The sequence below is a fragment of the Streptomyces sp. NPDC002870 genome (assembly GCF_042888505.1).
Taxonomy (GTDB): domain Bacteria; phylum Actinomycetota; class Actinomycetes; order Streptomycetales; family Streptomycetaceae; genus Streptomyces.
Map to the genome: position 1 here is coordinate 44,891 of NZ_JBIAPW010000033.1, position 19,755 is coordinate 64,645.

Sequence of the window (19,755 nt, forward strand, 5' to 3'; positions counted from 1 at the left end):
ACCTGCATGACTCGCGTGACGAGGCCGCCGGGACCGAGAGGGTCCCGGCGGCCTCGTGCGTTACGCGGCTCCTCCGCTCCCTGTGCTCCTCCGTTCCTATCCGCCCTCGCGTCGCGCGAGGGCGAGGGTCCGCTGCGCCGCGGCCACGATCGCGGCGTCCACGAAGCGGCCGTCCGGCAGGGCCAGCGCGCCCTCGTCAGTTGCGGCCGCCTTGACGACCTCCTCCGCCGCTTCGATCTCCTCGGGCGTGGGGCGGAACGCCCGCTCGATGACCGGGAGCTGGCGGGGGTGGATGGCCGCCCGGCCCAGGAAGCCGAGAGCGCGGCCGTGGGTGCAGGAGGCGTAGAGGGCGTCCAGGTCGCGGATGTCGGGGAAGACGGACTGGACCGGGGGCGCGAGACCGGCCGCGCGGGCGGCGACCACGATGCGGGTGCGCGGCCAGTCGAGGCCGGTGCCGTCCCGTATGCCGAGGTCGGCGCGGAGGTCGGCCTCGCCGATGGCGATGCCGTGGACGGCGGGGTGTGCGGTGGCGATGGCGTACGCGTGCTCGATGGCGAGGGCGGATTCGAGGAGCGCATAGAGGGGGACGCCGGGGGCGCGGGCCGCGATCCGCCGGATGTCAGTGGCGTGTGCGACCTTGGGGATACGCAGAGCACAGAGGCCGGGGAGCGGGGTCAGGGCCTCGAGATCATGGGGGGTGTTGATGCGGACATGGACCGGAAGCGTCTGGGGGGAAGCGAGAAGTTCGGCCGTGGCGGCCAGGGCGTACTTCTTGCGGTCGGGGGACACGGCATCCTCCAGGTCGACGATCACGACGTCGGCGTTGGAGGCGAGGGCCTTGTGCACGACCTCGGGCCGGTCCCCGGGGGCGTACAGCCAGGTGAGGGGGGTGGTCATAGGGCGCCCTGGGTGCGCAGAGCGGTGATTTCGGCGCGGGACAGGCCGAGTTCGGTGAGGACGTCGTCCGTGTCGGCGCCGTGCGGGCGGCCCGCCCAGCGGATGGCACCGGGGGTCTCGGAGAGCCGGAAGAGGACGTTCTGCATCCGAAGAGTGCCGAGTTCGGGGTCGGGGACCTCGGCGATGGTGCCGAGCGCTTGGTATTGGGGGTCTTCCAAGACGTCACGGATGTCGTAGATCGGAGCGATCGCCGCTTCTGCCTTCTCGAAGGCGGCCATGGCTTCGGCGCGGGTGCAGCCGGCGATCCAGCCGCCGACCGCCTCGTCGAGTACGTCGGCGTGCTCGGCACGGCCGCTGCCGGTGCTGAACCACGGCTCGTCGACCAGGTCCGGGCGGCCGACCAGCTGCATGACGCGTTCGGCGATGGACTGGGCGGAGGTGGAGACGGCCAGCCAGGAGCCGTCGGCCGTGCGGTAGGTGTTGCGCGGGGCGTTGTTGCAGGAGCGGTTGCCGGTCCGTGCCTGTACGTACCCGGTCTGGTCGTACCAGAGGGGCTGCGGGCCGAGCACGGTCAGGATCGGCTCGATGATCGCCATGTCGACGACCTGGCCGCGGCCGGTGGCGGTGCGGGCGGTGAGCGCGGTCATGACGGCGTACGCGGTGGCGAGCGCCGCGATCGAGTCGGCGAGGCCGAACGGAGGGAGGGTGGGCGGACCGTCGGGCTCGCCGGTGATGGAGGCGAAGCCGCTCATCGCCTCGGCGAGGGTGCCGAAGCCGGGCCGGTGGGAGTAGGGGCCGAACTGTCCGAAGCCGGTGACGCGGGTCAGCACGAGGCGGGGGTTGGCCGTGCTCAGCTCCTCCCAGCCGAGCTGCCACTTCTCCAGGGTGCCGGGACGGAAGTTCTCGATGATCACGTCGGCGGTTTTCGCGAGACGGAGGAGGGTCTCGTGGCCGCCGGGGGTGGACAGATCGAGGGTGAGGGTGCGCTTGTTGCGGCCGAGCAGCTTCCACCACAGGCCGACGCCGTCCTTGTCGGGGCCGTGGCCCCGGGAGGGATCGGGCCGGGTGGGGTGCTCGACCTTGATGACCTCCGCGCCGAAGTCGCCGAGCATGGTGGCGGCGAGCGGGCCCGCGAAGAGAGTGGCCAGATCGAGGACGCGCAGGCCGGAGAGGGGAGCGGCCGGCGGGGGAGTGAGGGTCATGAGGCGTCGTCGATCTCTGAGCGGTACGGCATGGAGGTGGAGGCGCCGGGGCGCTGCACGCACAGGGCGGCGGCGGCCGAGGCCCAGGTGAGGGCCTGTTGTACCGGCCGGCCCTCGACGAGCGCGACGGCGAGGGCGCCGACGAAGGTGTCGCCGGCGCCGGTCGTGTCGACGGCCCGTACGCGGGGCGCGGGCACGCTGACGGGGTCCGCGCCCCTGGCCGCGTACAGGCTGCCCGCCGAGCCGAGCGTGATCACGACCTCGGGGACCTGACGCAGCAGCGCCGCGGCGGCCATGTGCGGGTCGGCGACCCCGGCGAGGGTGGCCGCCTCGTGCTCATTGGGCACCAACAGGTCGGTGACGGCGAGGAGTTCGGGGGGAAGGGGTTGCGCGGGGGCGGGGGTGAGGACGGTCCGTACACCGTGCCGGCGCGCGGCTTCTGCGCCGTCGAGCACGGCGCTCAGGGGGAGTTCGAGCTGGAGGAGCAGCGCGCTGGACCCGGCGATGAGGGCCTCGTCGCCGGGGGCGAGGGAGGTGACGGTGCCGTTCGCGCCGGGGATCACGACGATCGAGTTGGCGCCTTCGTCGTCGACGACGATGTGCGCGGTGCCGGAGGGGCCTTCCGCGGTGCGCAGAAGGTCGGTGCCGACGCCGGACGATTCGAGCGTGTGCCGCAGCCGTACGCCGAAGTCGTCCGAGCCGACCGCGCCGATCATCGCGACGTCGCCGCCTGCGCGGGCCGCGGCGACGGCCTGGTTGGCGCCCTTGCCGCCGGGGATCGTACGGAACTCCCTCCCGGTGACGGTCTCTCCGCGTTTCGGCGCGTGCGAGACGTACGCGACGAGGTCCATGTTGGTGCTGCCGAGCACCGCGATGCCGGTCATGGGCGGACTGCCTCCTGGTGCGTGAGGTGGGCGAGGGTGTCGAAGCCGATGCCGTCGAAGCCGGCGACGGAGGTGGCGAGACGGTTCTTGAGGGGGGTGCTCCAGCGGTCGGGGATCGCGGCGGGGTGGCCGGCGAGCAGGCCGGCGATGGAGCCGGCGGTCGCGCCGTTGGAATCGGTGTCCCAGCCCCCGGAGACGGCACGGCAGACGGAGCCGGTGAAATCGCCGTCGGCGTGGGTGAGGGCGGCGGAGAGGAGGGCTGCGTTGGGGATGACGTGGACCCAGTGGTGGTGGCCGAGGGCGGTGTGGAGGCGGTCCACGACGGTGTCGAATTCGGGTTCCGCGCGGGCGGTGTCGATGCCGAGGCGGATGGCCTCGGCGAGCCGGGAGCGCGGGGGGACGACGGCGAGGCCGGTCCGCAGACACTGGTGGACGTCGCTCCGGCCGCCGGCCGCGGCGGCGATGGCGGCCGCGATGAACATCGCGCCGTAGACGCCGTTCGCGGTGTGGGTGAGCGACGCGTCGCGATGGGCCTGCGCGGCGGCGGCGGCGGGGTCGCCGGGGTGCGTCCAGCCGTGCACATCGGCGCGGATGGCGGCGCCGATCCACTCCCGGAAGGGGTTGCGGTGGCCGGCCGTGAGCGGGGGTTCGACGCCGGAGAGGAGATTGCGGAAGGCGACGCGCTCGGCGGTGAAGGTACGGCCGGCCGGGAGTTCGTCGAGCCAGAGCTGGGCGAGCTGGGCGGTGGTGAACGCCTTCCCGTGACGCTGGAGGAGAAGCAGGTTGAGGAGGGGGTAGTTGAGGTCGTCGTCCTCGGGCATCCCGTCGATGTTCTCGGCGAGTGAGGTGCCGGCGGACCGGCGATTCCAGGGGTGTGCGGCGGCGAGGTCCTGGGGGAGGCCTTTGGCGGTGAACCAGGTGTGGAGGGGCCAGTTGCCGGTGGCGCGGGCGAGGCTGCGGATGGCGCTGAGGGGGAGCTTTTCGACCGGCTTGCCGAGGAGACAGCCGATGGCGCGGCCGAGCCAGGAGGCGTGCAGGGCGTCGGGGCGGTGTCTTTCCCCTCTCCCGCCCTCCCCCGGAGCCGCGCCCGGGTGGGGGTTCCTCCGGCGCAGCCAGGGGGAGTACCCAGATCCCGGAACCGGGGGCGAGCCCCCGGGCCCCCGGCTGCTCGGCGCTTCGCGCGTGGGCCAGGCCGGGCAGCCGGCCTTGATCGATGCGAGAGATGTGGGCTCCTGTTCCGTCAACGGGGACGGGAGGAGGGCCAGTTCGTCCAGGAGCTCGTACGCCAGGGCCCTCAGCTCCGGGGACGCCGGTGACGCAGACGCTCCGTCCCGCGGCGGGGACAGGGGGCCGCCCGCGCGTGCCCAGCGGGTGCGGATCTCCGTCGTGTCGCGGCCGTCCTCGTCCGCCTGGCGCAGTTCGTGGCACACCAGGTCCTCCGGCTGGACCCAGGTGAGGCGGAGGCCGGTCATCGCGGATCCGTCATATGGGCGAACGCCGATTCGTGGGCGCGGCGGCGGGTCGTGTCGCGGGCAAAGACCTCGCGGGTGACCGCGGTCAGCGCCGCCGCCGGTGCGTGCAGGTCGAGGCGGCTGGCCTCGGCGACCGTCTTCGCCCAGTCACTCGGCACCGCGGACTCGCCGTGGAGCGCGCCCGCGATCGCCCCTGCCATCGTGGCGATCGAATCGCAGTCGCGGCCGTAGTTGACGGCTCCGAGGACCGTACGGCGGTAGTCGCCGTCGCCCACCAGAAGCATGCCCAGGGCGATCGGGAGCTCCTCGATGGCGTGCAGGCGGGAGGGCCGGCGGGCGGCCAGCGACGGGGCGCGGTATTCCGGCCCGACCGTGTCGAAGGGGGCGACGGCCGTCCGGAGCGGGGCCAGTGCCGACTCGAAGTCCGTGTGGTGCGGGGCGACTTCGGCCACCGCCTCGATCGCCGCGCTCGTGCCGTCCTTGGCCAGCGAGAGAGCCTCGTCCACGACCGTCGTGGGCGTCGCGTCGGGCAGGCACGCCGCGGCGACCGCCGCCGCGAAGACGCCCGCCGCCTCACGTCCGTACGAGGACTGGTGCGCGCCCGCGATGTCGATGGCCTCGGCGTAGGCGGCGGCCGGATGCGCCGCGTTGACCAGGCCCACCGGGGCCATGTACATCGCCGCGCCGCAGTTGACGATGTTGCCGACGCCCGCCTCGCGCGGGTCGTTGTGCCCGTAGTGGAGGCGGGCCACCAACCACTTCTCGGCGAGGAAGACGCGATGCACGGGGAGCGCCTCCGACTCGAGCTCCGGAATCCAGCGGGGATTCGAGATCAGGTCGGGGACCAGATGGTCGGCGACCGCGTACGCGTCGAGGTGGTCGCGGACGGTGGTGTACACGCGGATCAGCGCGTGCGTCATGAGGGTGTCGTCGGTGACGTGTCCGTCGCCCTTGTGGTAGGGCGCGATGGGGCGGGCGGTGCGCCAGTCGTCGCCGTGCCACGGGCCGACGATGCCGTGGATGCGGCCGCCGTGCCGCTCCACGATCTGCTCCGGGGTGTAGCCCTCGACCGGGCCGCCGAGCGCGTCACCGACCGCCGCGCCGATCAGGCTGCCGCTGATCCGGTCATCGAGTGTGAGCGTCGCGAGTGTCGTCGTCATGCCGGAATTGTCCACCCGGGGCGGTCAGTTCCGTGTGTGCGAGCAGCCCGGCGAGTTCGACGAGATCCGTGCCGGCGAGCCGGGGGAGCGCGCAGCCGGCCAGAATGCGGCAGGCGTCGCGCCAGGTGGCGGGCACGGCATCGCCGCCGCCGAGTGCGCCGGTCAGGGCGCCGGCGAGGGCGGGCGCGGAGTCGGCGACGCGGGACAGACAGGCGGCGGCGGGCACGGCTTCCGAGACCCGGCCGCGGGCGGCGGTGGCGACGGCGAGGGCGACGGGGACGGTCTCTGCGGCGGCGATGCCGTAGCTGTAGACGTGGTCGACGATCTGGTGCTCGAGGAGCGGTACGAGTTCGAAGGCGCCGTGGGCGTCGCGGGCGAGCTTGACGGCGTGCCGGGCGTTGCGGCCGATCTCGGTGGCGTCGGGGAGTTCGGCGAGGGCGGCGTCGACGGCGTCGTCGACCGGCGCGCCGCCGAGCGCCGCGGCCACGGCGGCGGCCATGGCCCGGGCGCCGTGCACCCCGTCGCCGTCCTGGCTGTAACGCGCGTCGAACTCGGCGAGCGCGGCGGCGGCGGCCGGGTCGCCGGGGTGGACGACGGCGAGGACGGCGGCGCGTACGCAGGCGGCGTCGTCGAAGAAGTGCGGATTGTCGTGGCCGGTGGCGGGCGGGCGGAGGCCGGTGGCGAGATTGCCGAGCCCCGCGCGTACGGAGATCCGGGCGCGGAGGGGGAGTACGGCGGACTCGACCTCGGGGGCGCGGTCGGCGGCCGCGGCGACCTCGCTGGCGAGGGAATTCCAGGCGAGATCGACGGCGGCGCGCATCCGGCGGCCGGGCGCGAGCCCGGCGAAGAGATCACCGGCGGCGGTGAGCACGGTCTCGGCGGCGAAGGCGGCCCACTCGGCGTCGTCGGAGGGGCCGAGACGGAGGGGTTCGGGGGGCTGGTTGAGGGCGATGGGGACGGGCAGCGTGGTGGTCGCGTTCTGCTCGGCGAAGTCGTCGAGCTCACGGGTGAGCCGCCGGGTCCACTCGGGCATCCGCGCGGCGCGATGCCGCGCGGAAGGCCACCCGGCGGCGTCCCCCGCGGCGAGCCCGAGAAGCAGCCCTTCGATGCCCCGAGCCGGCCCACGGCGCCCGGAGCCTGCGCGCAGGCCCGGGGCCCGGCCGACGGCGCGCGGCGCTTTACGCGTCGCGGGCGGGTTCTCGGGAGCGATGCCACGCGCCGTGTCCGGGCGTCGCGGCATGCCCGACTCGGTGCTCGGCGGCGGGGCTGCCGGGGCAGGCCCCTCGCGTCCCGCGTCCTCGCGCCACCGCGGCTCGCACGTCATGACGCCGCCTGCGGGTCGTCGTCCGGGGTGAGCAGTTCCGCGATGTCCAGGACGTGGTACCCGGTCATCGACGGGAGGCAGCTGCCGCGGACCGGGCCGATGGCCGAGGACCATTCCGGGGGGATCGCCGTGGCCCCTGACATCGCCCCGGCCAGCGCGCCCGCGACCGCCGCCGTGGTGTCCGCGTCGCGGCCCATGTTGACCGCGGTGAGAACCGACGTACGGAAGTCCCCGCGGGCCGCCGCGAACGCGCCGAACGCCAGGCCCACCGCCTCAGGGGCCAGGTCCGTCCACGGATAGCCGCCGATCACCACCGCCGAGCGGACCGCCCGTTCCATCGCCAGGGTGTGCGCGTGGGTGCGCTGGGCCGCGACCACCGCGCGGCGCAGGGAGCGGGCCGTCCAGGAGTCCATCGGGACCACGGAGAGCGCCGCGCCGATCACTCCGGCCGGGCCCGCGCCCGCCATCGCCGCGGCGACGCCCGCCGCCACCGCCTGGCCGCCGTAGATGCCCTCGCCGTCGTGGCTGACGGTGCCGTCGATCGCGACCAGCCGCGCCGCCTCCGCCGGGTGGCCCGCCGCGAAGACGCCGAACGGCGCCGCGCGCATCGCCAGCCCGTCGCTCCACGCGTGCCGGTGCTGGGCCGAGATCGGGGCGGCGAGCCCGCGCCGCAGGTTCTCCAGGGTGCCGCGTTCGCTGAACCCCGCCCCGCGGAACGGGCCTTCGTCCAGATCCGCGATCCAGTGGTGCCACGCCTTCTCGACATGCGCGACGGTCAGCGCCGAGCCGTGCCGCGCCAGCAGCAGCCCGGAGAAGATCGCGTACTCCGTGTCGTCCGTACCCGCCGGGTCCTCGCTCACGAAGCCTTCGATACGGCCCCACCGGCGGCGGATCTCGGACGGCCGCAAGTTCTCCGCGGGAGCGCCGAGCGCATCGCCCACCGCGAGGCCGAGCAGTGCGCCGCAGGCTCGGTCGCGGAGTACGGCGGCGGCCGTTACAGGGGCTGTGGGGGCGCGGGCGGCGGGATCGGCGGGATTGCATGCAATCAACTCCATGGGGCGGGCCCCTTTCGCGCGCGCCGAGCCTGTTCCTGCATCTGTGCCACACGCGGCGGGCGACGAGTCTGAGAAACGTTTCTGTCACCCGCCTGACTACAGGTAAGTACGGCCTGCCTTGCTGGCGCGCCCCTTACATCGTGCGTATTTTCGAGGGTGTTGGTGGGAGCGGGACCACCGGGCCCGCTCCCGGAGAAGGGGAGACCTGTGTCCATCATCGAAACCGAGGCGTCGCTCCACGTGGCGCACCGCGACAACCACACCCACCGTGATGTCAGCGGCGGCTGGCTGCGCCCCGCGGTCTTCGGCGCGATGGACGGACTGGTCTCCAACCTCGCCCTGATGACCGGAGTCGCGGGCGGCGCCGTGTCCCAGCAGGCCATCGTCATCACGGGGCTCGCCGGACTCGCCGCGGGCGCATTCTCGATGGCGGCCGGCGAGTACACCTCCGTGGCCTCCCAGCGGGAGCTCGTCGAGGCCGAACTGGACGTGGAGCGGCGGGAGTTGCGCAAGCACCCGGTCGACGAGATGGAGGAGCTCGCCGCGCTGTACGTGGCCCGCGGCGTCGAGCCCGCACTCGCCCGCGAGGTGGCGTTGCAGCTCTCCAAGGACCCGGAGCAGGCGCTGGAGATCCACGCCCGCGAGGAGCTGGGCATCGACCCGGACGACCTGCCTTCGCCGACCGTCGCCGCCGTCTCGTCCTTCGGCTCGTTCGCGCTGGGCGCGCTGCTGCCCGTACTGCCGTATCTGCTCGGCGCGAGCTCCCTGTGGCCCGCGGTGCTGCTCGCGCTGGCCGGGCTCTTCGCCTGCGGCGCGCTCGTCGCCCGGGTCACCGCCCGCCGCTGGTGGTACAGCGGACTGCGCCAGCTGCTCCTCGGTGGCGCGGCGGCGGCCGTCACCTACGGACTCGGGACGCTCTTCGGTGCGGCCCTCTGACCGCAGCCCCGCAGCCCCCGCAGCACCCGCAGCCCCCACATCCGCGGCCCCTGGGCGCGGCAAAAACATCCGAGCCGGACGCACCGCCTCCCACCAGGGCACCGCCTCCCACCAGGGCGGCGGTGCCTTCGCGTGCGTTCCCGGGCCGGTCGCGCCCAAGGTTGTGACGTACGCCCCCTCTACCAAAACCGCCTCAGGTGAGACACTGTGCATGGCGCTACACATGCAGCCGTTACTCCGCGGTTTCGGCCCCTTAATCACTGGGCATGAGCCGTAGGCGCTGCCGGCAATGAAGCCTGCTCTGCGACGGGCCCACGGGCATTGATCTGTCCGACTGTGCCCCACCTTCACCGCTATGCGCGGTGTCCGCATGTTGGAATGACCTATCCACTTTCCGAGAAGCACTCCATCATGTAACCTGCACGAAATTTCGCGGAGGGCCAACGTCGTCCCTCGGCAGTTGCATATGCCACGACGACGACGGGAGTGCCAATGCGTTCCGACGCCTGGTCGCCCATGGACGGTCGCCCCGCCCCCCAGGGGCTGTACGACCCCCGTAACGAACACGACGCATGCGGCGTCGGGTTCGTGGCCACCCTCACCGGTGTTGCCAGCCATGCGCTGGTCGAGCAGGCGCTGACCGTACTGCGTAATCTCGAGCACCGCGGTGCCACCGGCTCAGAGCCCGACTCGGGTGACGGCGCGGGCATCCTGCTTCAGGTCCCGGACGCGTTCTTGCGTGAGGTCAGCAAGTTCGATCTTCCCGAAGCCGGTTCGTACGCTGTCGGAATCGCCTTCCTGCCGTACGAGGACTCCGCGGACGCCGTCTCACGCATCGAGACGATCGCCGCAGAAGAGGGCCTGACGGTCCTCGGCTGGCGCGAAGTCCCGGTCACCCCGGATCTGCTCGGCAACGGCGCGCGCGCCACCATGCCGGCCTTCTCCCAGCTCTTCGTGTCGGACGGAACGGACGGCGCCAAGGGCATCGCGCTGGACCGCAAGGCGTTCGTGCTGCGCAAGCGCGCCGAGCGCGAGGCCGGCGTCTACTTCCCCTCGCTCTCCGCCCGCACCATCGTTTACAAGGGCATGCTGACCACCGGCCAGCTGGAGCCCTTCTTCCCGGACCTCTCCGACCGTCGTCTGGCGACCGCCGTCGCGCTCGTGCACTCGCGGTTCTCGACCAACACCTTCCCGAGCTGGCCGCTCGCCCACCCGTACCGCTTCGTCGCGCACAACGGCGAGATCAACACGGTCAAGGGCAACCGCAACTGGATGCGCGCCCGTGAGTCGCAGCTCGCCTCCGAGCTCTTCGGGGCGGAGCAGCTGGAGCGGATCTTCCCGGTCTGCACGCCGGACGCCTCCGACTCCGCGTCCTTCGACGAGGTCCTGGAGCTGCTCCACCTCGGCGGCCGCTCCCTGCCGCACTCCGTGCTGATGATGGTCCCCGAGGCGTGGGAGAACCACGACTCCATGGACCCGGCCCGGCGCGCCTTCTACCAGTACCACTCCACGATGATGGAGCCCTGGGACGGCCCGGCCTGTGTCACCTTCACCGACGGCACCCAGGTCGGTGCGGTCCTCGACCGCAACGGTCTGCGCCCCGGCCGCTACTGGGTCACCGACGACGGACTCGTCGTCCTCTCCTCCGAGGTCGGCGTCCTCGACATCGACCCGGCCAAGGTCGTCCGCAAGGGCCGCCTCCAGCCCGGCAGGATGTTCCTCGTCGACACCGCCGAGCACCGCATCATCGAGGACGACGAGATCAAGTCCGCGCTCGCCGCCGAGCACCCGTACCAGGAGTGGCTGGAGGCCGGCGAGATCGAGCTCGAGGACCTGCCCGAGCGCGAGCACATCGTCCACACCCACGCCTCTGTCACCCGCCGCCAGCAGACCTTCGGGTACACCGAGGAGGAGCTGCGCGTCATCCTCGCCCCCATGGCCAGGACCGCCGGCGAGCCGCTCGGCTCCATGGGTACGGACTCCCCGATCGCGGCCCTGTCCGAGCGCCCCCGGCTGCTCTTCGACTACTTCACCCAGCTGTTCGCGCAGGTCACCAACCCGCCGCTGGACGCCATCCGCGAGGAGCTCGTCACCTCGCTGCACTCCTCGCTGGGCCCGCAGGGCAATCTGCTCGAGCCGACCGCGGCCTCCTGCCGGTCGGTCACGCTGCCGTTTCCGGTGATCGACAACGACGAGCTGGCCAAGCTCATCCACGTCAACGCCGACGGCGACATGCCCGGGATGACCGCCGCGACCCTCTCCGGTCTCTACCGCGTCAGCGGTGGCGGCGAGGCCCTCGCGGCCCGTATCGAGGAGATCTGCGCCGAGGCCGACGCCGCCATAGAGGACGGCGCCCGACTGATCGTCCTCTCCGACCGGCACTCGGACGCCGAGCACGCGCCGATCCCGTCGCTGCTGCTCACCTCCGCCGTGCACCACCACCTCATCCGCACCAAGCAGCGCACCCAGGTGGGTCTGCTGGTCGAGGCCGGCGACGTACGAGAGGTGCACCATGTCGCGCTTCTCATCGGCTACGGCGCGGCCGCCGTCAACCCGTACCTGGCGATGGAGTCGGTCGAGGACCTGGTCCGCGCCGGCACCTTCATCGAGGGCCTGGAGCCCGAGAAGGCCATCCGCAACCTGATCTACGCCCTGGGCAAGGGCGTTTTGAAGGTCATGTCCAAGATGGGCATCTCGACCGTCGCCTCCTACCGCGGCGCGCAGGTCTTCGAAGCCGTCGGCCTCGACGAGGCCTTCGTGGAGAAGTACTTCAACGGCACCGCCACGAAGATCGGCGGAGCCGGACTCGACGTCGTCGCCAAGGAGGTCGCCGCCCGGCACGCCAAGGCCTACCCGGCCTCCGGCATCGCGGCCTCGCACCGCGCGCTGGAGATCGGCGGCGAGTACCAGTGGCGGCGTGAGGGCGAGCCGCACCTGTTCGACCCGGAGACGGTCTTCCGGCTGCAGCACGCCACGCGCTCGCGCAGCTACGACATCTTCAAGAAGTACACGGACCGGGTGAACGAGCAGTCCGAGCGGCTGATGACGCTCCGCGGCCTGTTCGGCTTCAAGACCGACCGGCAGCCGATCCCTCTCGAAGAGGTCGAGCCGGTCTCCGCGATCGTCAAGCGCTTCTCCACCGGCGCCATGTCGTACGGCTCGATCTCCCGCGAGGCGCACGAGACCCTCGCCATCGCCATGAACAAGCTGGGCGGCAAGTCCAACACCGGCGAGGGCGGCGAGGACGCGGAGCGCCTGTACGACCCGGAGCGCCGCTCGTCCATCAAGCAGGTCGCCTCCGGCCGCTTCGGTGTGACCTCGGAGTACCTGGTCAACGCGGACGACATCCAGATCAAGATGGCGCAGGGCGCGAAGCCCGGCGAGGGCGGCCAGCTGCCCGGACACAAGGTCTACCCCTGGGTCGCCAAGACCCGGCACTCGACCCCGGGCGTCGGTCTGATCTCCCCGCCGCCGCACCACGACATCTACTCCATCGAGGACCTGGCTCAGCTGATCCACGACCTCAAGAACGCCAACCCGCTCGCCCGCATCCATGTGAAGCTGGTCTCCGAGGTCGGCGTCGGCACGGTCGCCGCGGGTGTCTCCAAGGCGCACGCGGACGTAGTCCTGATCTCCGGCCACGACGGCGGCACCGGCGCTTCTCCCCTCACCTCGCTGAAGCACGCGGGCGGCCCCTGGGAACTCGGCCTCGCAGAGACCCAGCAGACCCTGCTGCTCAACGGCCTGCGCGACCGCATCGTCGTCCAGACCGACGGCCAGCTGAAGACCGGCCGTGACGTGGTCATCGCCGCGCTGCTCGGCGCCGAGGAGTTCGGTTTCGCGACCGCGCCGCTCGTCGTCTCCGGCTGCATCATGATGCGCGTCTGCCACCTGGACACCTGCCCGGTCGGCATCGCCACGCAGAACCCGGTGCTGCGCGAGCGGTTCGCCGGCAAGGCCGAATACGTCGTCAACTTCTTCGAGTTCATCGCGGAGGAGGTCCGTGAGCTCCTCGCCGAGCTGGGCTTCCGCTCGGTCGAAGAGGCCGTCGGCCACGCGGAACTGCTCGACACCGAGCGGGCCGTGGACCACTGGAAGGCGCAGGGCCTCGACCTGGCTCCGCTCTTCTACGTCCCCGAGCTGCCGGACGGCGCGGTGCGCCATGCGCTGATCGAGCAGGACCACAGCCTGGAGAAGGCGCTCGACAAGGAGCTGATCCAGCTCGCCGCCGAAGCGCTGAACGCCGCCACCGCCGAGGAGGCCCAGCCGGTCCGCGCGCAGGTGGCGATCCGCAACATCAACCGGACCGTCGGCACGATGCTCGGTTACGAGGTGACGAAGAAGTTCGGCGGCGCGGGCCTGCCCGACGACACCATCGACATCACCTTCACCGGCTCGGCGGGCCAGTCCTTCGGCGCGTTCGTCCCGCGGGGCGTCACGCTGCGCCTGGAGGGCGACGCCAACGACTACGTCGGCAAGGGTCTCTCCGGCGGCCGCGTCGTCGTCCGCCCGGACCGGGGCGCCGACCACCTCGCCGAGTACTCCACCATCGCGGGCAACACCATCGCCTACGGTGCGACCGGCGGCGAGCTGTTCCTGCGCGGCCGTACCGGAGAGCGGTTCTGCGTCCGCAACTCCGGCGCCACGGTCGTCTCGGAGGGCGTGGGCGACCACGGCTGCGAGTACATGACCGGCGGCCACGCGGTGGTGCTGGGCGAGACCGGACGTAACTTCGCAGCCGGCATGTCCGGCGGTGTCGCGTACGTCATCGACCTCGACCGCGACAACGTCAACGTCGGCAACGTCGACGCCGTCGAGGCTCTCTCGGACACCGACAAGGAGTGGCTGCACGACGTCGTGCGCCGCCACCAGGAGGAGACGGGCTCCACCGTCGCAGCGAAGCTGCTGGCCGAGTGGGCCGTTGCGGTTGACCGATTCAGCAAGATCATCCCGACCACGTACAAGGCAGTGCTCGCCGCCAAGGACGCCGCTGAGCTCGCCGGTCTCTCCGAGCAGGAGACCACCGAGAAGATGATGGAGGCGGCGACCAATGGCTGACCCCAAGGGCTTCCTGACCACCGGGCGCGAGGTCGCCGAGACCCGTCCCGTGGCGGAGCGCGTGAAGGACTGGAACGAGGTCTACGTTCCCGGCTCGCTGCTGCCGATCATCAGCAAGCAGGCCGGGCGCTGCATGGACTGCGGCATCCCGTTCTGCCACAACGGCTGTCCGCTGGGCAACCTCATCCCCGAGTGGAACGACTACGCCTACCGCGAGGACTGGGCGGCCGCGAGCGAGCGGCTGCACGCGACCAACAACTTCCCGGAGTTCACCGGCCGTCTGTGCCCCGCTCCGTGCGAGGCGGCCTGTGTCCTCGGCATCAACCAGCCGGCCGTCACCATCAAGAACGTCGAAGTCTCGATCATCGACAAGGCCTGGGACAGCAATGACGTACGGCCCCAGGCGCCGGAGCGGCTCTCCGGCAAGACGGTCGCGGTCATCGGCTCGGGCCCGGCGGGTCTGGCCGCGGCGCAGCAGCTGACGCGGGCGGGTCACACGGTCGCGGTGTACGAGCGCGCGGACCGCATCGGTGGGCTGCTGCGGTACGGCATCCCCGAGTTCAAGATGGAGAAGGTGCACATCAACCGGCGCATCGAGCAGATGCGGGCGGAGGGCACCAAGTTCCGTACCGAGGTGGAGGTCGGCCGCGACATCGACGCGGCGAAGCTGCGCAGGCGGTACGACGCGGTGGTCATCGCGGCCGGCTCGACCGTCTCACGCGATCTGCCCGTCCCGGGCCGTGAGCTGAACGGCATCCACTTCGCCATGGAATACCTGCCGCTCTCCAACAAGGTCCAGGAGGGCGACTTCGTGGCCCCGCCGATCACGGCGGAGGGCAAGCACGTGGTCGTCATCGGCGGCGGCGACACCGGCGCGGACTGCGTCGGCACGGCGCACCGGCAGGGCGCTGCCTCCGTCACGCAGCTGGAGATCATGCCGCGTCCCGGCGAGGAGCGGCCGTCGGGCCAGCCGTGGCCGACGTTCCCCATGCTGTACAAGGTCACCTCGGCGCACGAGGAGGGCGGCGAGCGGGTCTACTCCGTCTCGACGACGCACTTCGAGGGCGACGACGAGGGGAACGTGCAGTTCCTGCACCTGGTCGAGGTGGAGTTCGTAGACGGCAAGCTCACCCAGAAGCCGGGCACGGAGCGCAAGCTGCCCGCGCAGCTGGTCACGCTGGCGATGGGCTTCACCGGCACTGACCAGGAGAACGGTCTGGTCCAGCAGTTCGGCCTGGAGCTGGACGAGCGGGGCAACATCGCGCGGGACGCGGACTTCGCGACGAACGTCGACGGCGTGTACGTCGCGGGTGACGCGGGCCGTGGGCAGTCGCTGATCGTGTGGGCGATCGCCGAGGGCCGCTCGGCGGCGCGCGGTGTCGACCGCTACCTGACGGGAGCGAGCGAGCTGCCGGCTCCGATCCGCCCGACGGACCGTGCGCTGACGGTCTGAGTTCCACCTCCACAGAACGTCCCGTACAACGGTGTGCGGGCTGTTGAACCGGGGACACCCCCGGACCCGTAACGCGGCGCCTGCCCTGTCCCCGACCGGACGATGGGCAGGCGCCGCGGTGCGTTGTGGACGTAGTCTCAACCTCCGGTGTCTCAACCCTCCCGTGTCTCAATCTCCCGGTTATCAACTCTCCCGCCCTCCCGTCAGTTGGAACGAACGGAGCCCCGCATGGCGGCCATCAGTCTCCGCAAGATCGAGGAGACCGCTCCCGCGCTGGTCAGCTTCTACAAGAGCGCCGGTGTCTGTCTGGCGAAGCACCGGCTCAGCGGGGAGCGCGCGGCCGTCTATCTGGTGCTCGACTACTCCGGCTCCATGAGGGACTACTACAAGGACGGCAGCGTCCAGGCTCTCGCCGACCGGGTGCTCGGTCTGTCGGCCCACCTCGACGACGACGGGTCCGTGCCCGTCTTCTTCTTCTCGACGGACATCGACGCGGTCACGGACATCGCCCTGGAGAACCACCGCGGCCGGGTCGACGAGATCGTGGCGGGCCTCGGGCACATGGGCAAGACCAGCTACCACCTGGCCATGGACGCGGTCATCGACCACTACATCGACAGCGGCTCGACCGCGCCCGCGCTGGTCGTCTTCCAGACGGACGGCGGCCCGATCAGCAAGCACGCGGCCGAACGCTATCTGTGCAAGGCGGCGAAGCTGCCGCTGTTCTGGCAGTTCATCGGCTTCGGCAACAAGCGCAGCTCGCAGTTCGACTTCCTGCACAAGCTCGACGAACTGGCCGTGCCGGCCAAGCGCGCTGTCGACAACGCGGGCTTCTTCCACGCCGGACTCGACCCGCGACAGGTCCCGGACGCCGAGCTGTACGACCGGCTGGTCGCCGAGTTCCCCAGCTGGCTGGCCGCCGCCCGTGCGCAGGAGATCGTGCGATGACGGTACGGGTACTGAGGGCGGCCGACCGGGCGGCGCTGCCGTGGAAGAACGGCGGCGGCGTCACCCGCGAGATCGCCGTCTCGCCCGAGGGCGCCGGGATGGACGCCTTCGACTGGCGGATCAGCCTCGCGGACGTCGGCGCGGACGGACCGTTCTCCGCGTTCTCCGGGATCGACCGGACCCTGACCGTCGTGGAGGGGGCCGGGATGGACCTCATGGTGGGCGGCGAGCACCACATCGTCGACGAGCAGTACTGGCCTCACGACTTCCCCGGGGACTCGGAGACGTATGGCAGTCTCCTCGACGGGCCCGTCGTGAACTTCAACGTGATGTACCGCAGGGGGCATACGGAAGCGGAGACCGCGGTCGTGCGCGGCACCGTCCGGCTCATGGTCCCCGAGGGCGGGGCGGTCCTGGCCGTGGCGCTCGAGGACGGCGCTGTGCTCGAGGGGGCGGACGTCGAACTCGGTCGCTACGACGCGGTGCTGGCGACGGGCGAGTCGCCAGGTGTGCTCCGGACGCAGGGGTTCGCGGTGGTGGTCACACTGTCGAGCGAGTGAGCGGGTCGACGCGCCGGGCACCCGGTAGTCGTGCACCTTCCCCCCGGAACGGCATCCGCGCCGGTGCCCGGCTGTGAAACCCGACAGAAGGTGTCGGGATCCCACGGTTCGATGGGCCTATGACCTCTTTCACGTGGGCGGACTTCCAGGCGGCCGAGCCGGCCTTCGCCGAGTCCGTTCAGCAGCGATTCCAGCAGTACAAGCATCATGTCCTCGCCACCTTGCGCAAGGACGGGTCCCCGCGGCTGACCGGCCTGGAAGTGGACTTCCGCTTCGGCGAGATGTGGCTCGGCATGATGCCGAACTCCCGTAAGGCGCAGGACCTCCAGCGCGATCCGCGCTTCGCGATCCACACGAATCCGGGCTCGGGCGACTCCATGGACGGCGGCGATGTACGGATCGGCGGCCGCGCGGTGGAGGTGACCGATCCCGAGGTGATCCGCCGGTTCGTGGCCGAGGCCAAGCCGCCGGAGCCGTTTCATCTCTTCCGGGTGGAGCTGGGCGAGGTGGTGCGGACGTACGTCGACGGCGAGGAACTGGTCGTACGGACCTGGCGGCCGGGCGCGGCCGTCCGCACGCAGCGGCGCCGCTGAGTCAGCCGGCGAGCACCCGCGCCCGGCACTGCGCGGGGGTACCCCAGGCGTCGCGCAGCGGACGTGCCTTGCGCAGCCAGAGCGAGAGGTCGAGCTCGTCGGTGTAGCCGACCGCTCCATGGAGCTGGAGCGCGGTGCGGGCAGCGGCGTACGCGGCCTCGCCCGCGGTCACCTTGGCCGCGGCGATATCGGCGGAGGTCATCGAAAGCGCGGCCCCGTAGAGCAGCGGCCGGGCGAACTCGAGCCCGATGAGGGTGTCCGCCAGCCGGTGCTTGACCGCCTGGAAGGTCCCGATGGCGGTTCCGAACTGGGTGCGCTGCTTGACGTAGGCAACGGTCCGGTCGAGGAGAGCGAGCCCGACGCCGAGAGCTTGAGCGGCGGTGACGAGGGCGGCGACGTCCGCGGCGTACGCGAAGGCGTCGGCGACGTGCGCGCCCTCGGCGAGGACCTCGCCCCCGTCGGCGGGCACGGCCAGCCGCCGGACGGGATCGACGGACATACGGACGGGCCCGTGCCCGGGAGCGAGGCGAAGGGCGGCGTCCCCGACTGGGGCGTACCTTGCGTCCGCTCCCGCACCCCGCGCGCTCGCGTCGCCGGTCGAGGCGGCGTCCGCGTCGGCCGCCCCCTCCACCGCCAGCGTCACCGTCGCCGCGTCCGCGTCCAGCGCCGGCGAGCCCCCCGACCCCGCCGCGAGTGTCGCCACCGCGTCGCCCGACGCCAGCGGCGGCAGCAGTCGCTTCGCCGGGGACGCGTCACCCTGTTCGGCCAGGCGGGTCAGCAGCGACGCCGCGGCCACCGTTTCCACCAACGGGCCGGGGACCGCGTGGCGACCCAACTCCACGAAGGCCACCGCAAGTTCGACCGGGAGTGGGCCCACTCCCTCGTACGTCTGAGGGATCGCGAGCGCGAAGACCCCCGCCTCGGCGAGGCGTGACCACAGTGCCAGGCCCGGGGCGTGGTTCCCGGTGGACCAGGCGCGGGCGGTCGACGGTGTGTCCGCCGCTGTCAGCAGTGCGTCCAGCGAGCGGGCGAACGCCGCCTGTTCGTCGTTGAGCAGAAAACGCATCAGCGGCGGCCCTTCGGAAGGCCGAGCAGACGCTCGGCGATGATGTCGCGCTGGATCTCGTTCGTACCGGCGTAGATGGGGCCCGCGAGCGAGAAGACATACCCCTCCGCCCACTCGCCTTCCGCCAACTCCCCTCCCGCGCCCAGCAGATCGAGCGCCGTCTCGTGCAGGGCGATGTCGTACCGCGACCAGAAGACCTTGTTCAGGCTCGACTCCGGGCCGATGTCCGCCCCCGCCGCGAAGCGCGAGGCGTTCGCGCAGGTGAACAGCTGATACGCACGCGCGCCGATCACCGCGTCCGCGACCCGGTCGCGCAGCGCCGTGTCGGCCGGATCGGCGCTCGCGCGCCACTGCCGGACGAGACGGTCCGCCGCGGCGAGGAAACGGCCGGGGGAGCGCAGCGTCAGCCCCCGCTCGTTGCCCGTCGTGGACATCGCGATCCGCCAGCCCTGACCGGGCTCGCCGATCACGTCCTCGTCGGGGACGAAGACCTCGTCGAGGAAGAGCTCGGCGAAGGCGGGCTTGCCGTCGAGGCGGCCGATGGGGCGGACCGTCACCCCCGGCGCCGACAGGTCGAACATCAGATAGATGAGACCGTGATGCGGCTTCGGCGCATCGGGGTCGCTCCGGAAGAGGCCGAAAGCCCGGTCCGCGAAGGCCGCCCGCGAGGACCAGGTCTTCTGCCCGCTCAGCAGCCAGCCGCCGCCCGTCCGCACCGCGCGGGACTTCAGCGACGCGAGGTCGGAGCCCGACTCGGGCTCCGACCAGGCCTGCGCCCAGATGACCTCGCCGCTCGCCATCGCCGGCAGCACGCGGGCCCGCTGCTCGCGCGTGGCGTGGTCGAAGAGCGTGGGGGCGAGGAGGTGGATGCCGTTCTGCGAGACCCGGCCCGGCGCACCCGCCGCGTAGTACTCCTCCTCGAAGATCAGCCATTGGAAGATGTCGACGCCCCGGCCGCCGTACTCCCGCGGCCAGGAGACGACCGACCAGCGGTCCGCGCAGAGCCGCGCCTCCCATGCGCGGTGCGCCGCGAAGCCCTCCCTCGTCTCCAGGGACGGCAGCGGTTCGGCGGGCACATGCGCGGCGAGCCAGGCGCGGGCCTCGGCACGGAAGGCTTCCTCGTCGGCGGAGTGGTGCAGGTCCATTC

At 71.9% G+C, this 19,755-nt stretch carries 15 protein-coding genes; 6 read left to right on the forward strand and 9 right to left on the reverse strand.

Going from position 1 to position 19,755, the window contains the following annotated elements:
• Positions 1-96: 96 nt before the first annotated feature.
• From ACFYWY_RS30340 to ACFYWY_RS30370, 7 genes are all read right to left on the reverse strand, one after another.
• A complete protein-coding gene (locus ACFYWY_RS30340; protein ID WP_389191995.1) occupies positions 97-897 on the reverse strand; it encodes an HpcH/HpaI aldolase/citrate lyase family protein in 801 nt (266 codons plus the stop codon).
• Positions 894-2,099 (reverse strand): CaiB/BaiF CoA transferase family protein, encoded by a 1,206-nt coding sequence (locus ACFYWY_RS30345; protein ID WP_389191998.1) that lies wholly within the window; start codon positions 2,097-2,099, stop codon positions 894-896. Before ACFYWY_RS30345 ends, ACFYWY_RS30340 begins: the two co-directional genes overlap by 4 nt.
• Positions 2,096-2,983, reverse strand: coding sequence for a ribokinase (rbsK, locus tag ACFYWY_RS30350; protein ID WP_389192001.1), 888 nt, complete (start codon positions 2,981-2,983; stop codon positions 2,096-2,098). The genes ACFYWY_RS30345 and rbsK overlap by 4 nt, the downstream gene beginning before the upstream one ends.
• A complete protein-coding gene (locus ACFYWY_RS30355) occupies positions 2,980-4,455 on the reverse strand; it encodes an ADP-ribosylglycohydrolase family protein (protein ID WP_389192004.1) in 1,476 nt (491 codons plus the stop codon). The genes rbsK and ACFYWY_RS30355 overlap by 4 nt, the downstream gene beginning before the upstream one ends.
• A complete protein-coding gene (locus tag ACFYWY_RS30360; protein WP_389192007.1) occupies positions 4,452-5,615 on the reverse strand; it encodes an ADP-ribosylglycohydrolase family protein in 1,164 nt (387 codons plus the stop codon). The genes ACFYWY_RS30355 and ACFYWY_RS30360 overlap by 4 nt, the downstream gene beginning before the upstream one ends.
• The gene (locus ACFYWY_RS30365; RefSeq protein ID WP_389192116.1) at positions 5,581-6,855 is read right to left on the reverse strand and encodes an ADP-ribosylglycohydrolase family protein; all 1,275 of its coding nucleotides are present in this window, start codon (positions 6,853-6,855) and stop codon (positions 5,581-5,583) included. The genes ACFYWY_RS30360 and ACFYWY_RS30365 overlap by 35 nt, the downstream gene beginning before the upstream one ends.
• Before the next feature lie 80 nt (positions 6,856-6,935).
• Complete coding sequence (locus ACFYWY_RS30370; protein ID WP_389192010.1) at positions 6,936-7,994, reverse strand: ADP-ribosylglycohydrolase family protein; 1,059 nt, start codon at positions 7,992-7,994, stop codon at positions 6,936-6,938.
• 207 nt (positions 7,995-8,201) lie between these two features.
• Between ACFYWY_RS30370 and ACFYWY_RS30375 the strand changes: the two genes are divergently transcribed.
• From ACFYWY_RS30375 to ACFYWY_RS30400, 6 genes are all read left to right on the forward strand, one after another.
• Positions 8,202-8,930, forward strand: a complete 729-nt coding sequence (locus ACFYWY_RS30375; protein WP_389192012.1) for a VIT1/CCC1 transporter family protein — start codon at positions 8,202-8,204, stop codon at positions 8,928-8,930.
• Positions 8,931-9,422: 492 nt separating this feature from the next.
• Positions 9,423-13,988, forward strand: coding sequence for a glutamate synthase large subunit (gltB, locus tag ACFYWY_RS30380; protein ID WP_389192015.1), 4,566 nt, complete (start codon positions 9,423-9,425; stop codon positions 13,986-13,988).
• Positions 13,981-15,441, forward strand: coding sequence for a glutamate synthase subunit beta (locus ACFYWY_RS30385; protein WP_389192018.1), 1,461 nt, complete (start codon positions 13,981-13,983; stop codon positions 15,439-15,441). Before gltB ends, ACFYWY_RS30385 begins: the two co-directional genes overlap by 8 nt.
• 228 nt (positions 15,442-15,669) lie before the next feature.
• Complete coding sequence (locus ACFYWY_RS30390) at positions 15,670-16,389, forward strand: vWA domain-containing protein (protein WP_389192021.1); 720 nt, start codon at positions 15,670-15,672, stop codon at positions 16,387-16,389.
• Entirely contained in the window at positions 16,386-16,949 is a 564-nt protein-coding gene (locus tag ACFYWY_RS30395; RefSeq protein WP_389192024.1) for a HutD family protein, read from the forward strand. Before ACFYWY_RS30390 ends, ACFYWY_RS30395 begins: the two co-directional genes overlap by 4 nt.
• A 119-nt stretch (positions 16,950-17,068) precedes the next feature.
• The gene (locus ACFYWY_RS30400; protein WP_389192027.1) at positions 17,069-17,542 is read left to right on the forward strand and encodes a pyridoxamine 5'-phosphate oxidase family protein; all 474 of its coding nucleotides are present in this window, start codon (positions 17,069-17,071) and stop codon (positions 17,540-17,542) included.
• Position 17,543: 1 nt separating this feature from the next.
• Here the strand turns inward: ACFYWY_RS30400 and ACFYWY_RS30405 are convergent, their stop codons facing one another.
• Positions 17,544-18,608, reverse strand: a complete 1,065-nt coding sequence (locus ACFYWY_RS30405; protein ID WP_389192030.1) for an acyl-CoA dehydrogenase family protein — start codon at positions 18,606-18,608, stop codon at positions 17,544-17,546.
• Positions 18,608-19,753 (reverse strand): acyl-CoA dehydrogenase family protein, encoded by a 1,146-nt coding sequence (locus tag ACFYWY_RS30410; protein WP_389192033.1) that lies wholly within the window; start codon positions 19,751-19,753, stop codon positions 18,608-18,610. Before ACFYWY_RS30410 ends, ACFYWY_RS30405 begins: the two co-directional genes overlap by 1 nt.
• Positions 19,754-19,755: the final 2 nt, after the last annotated feature.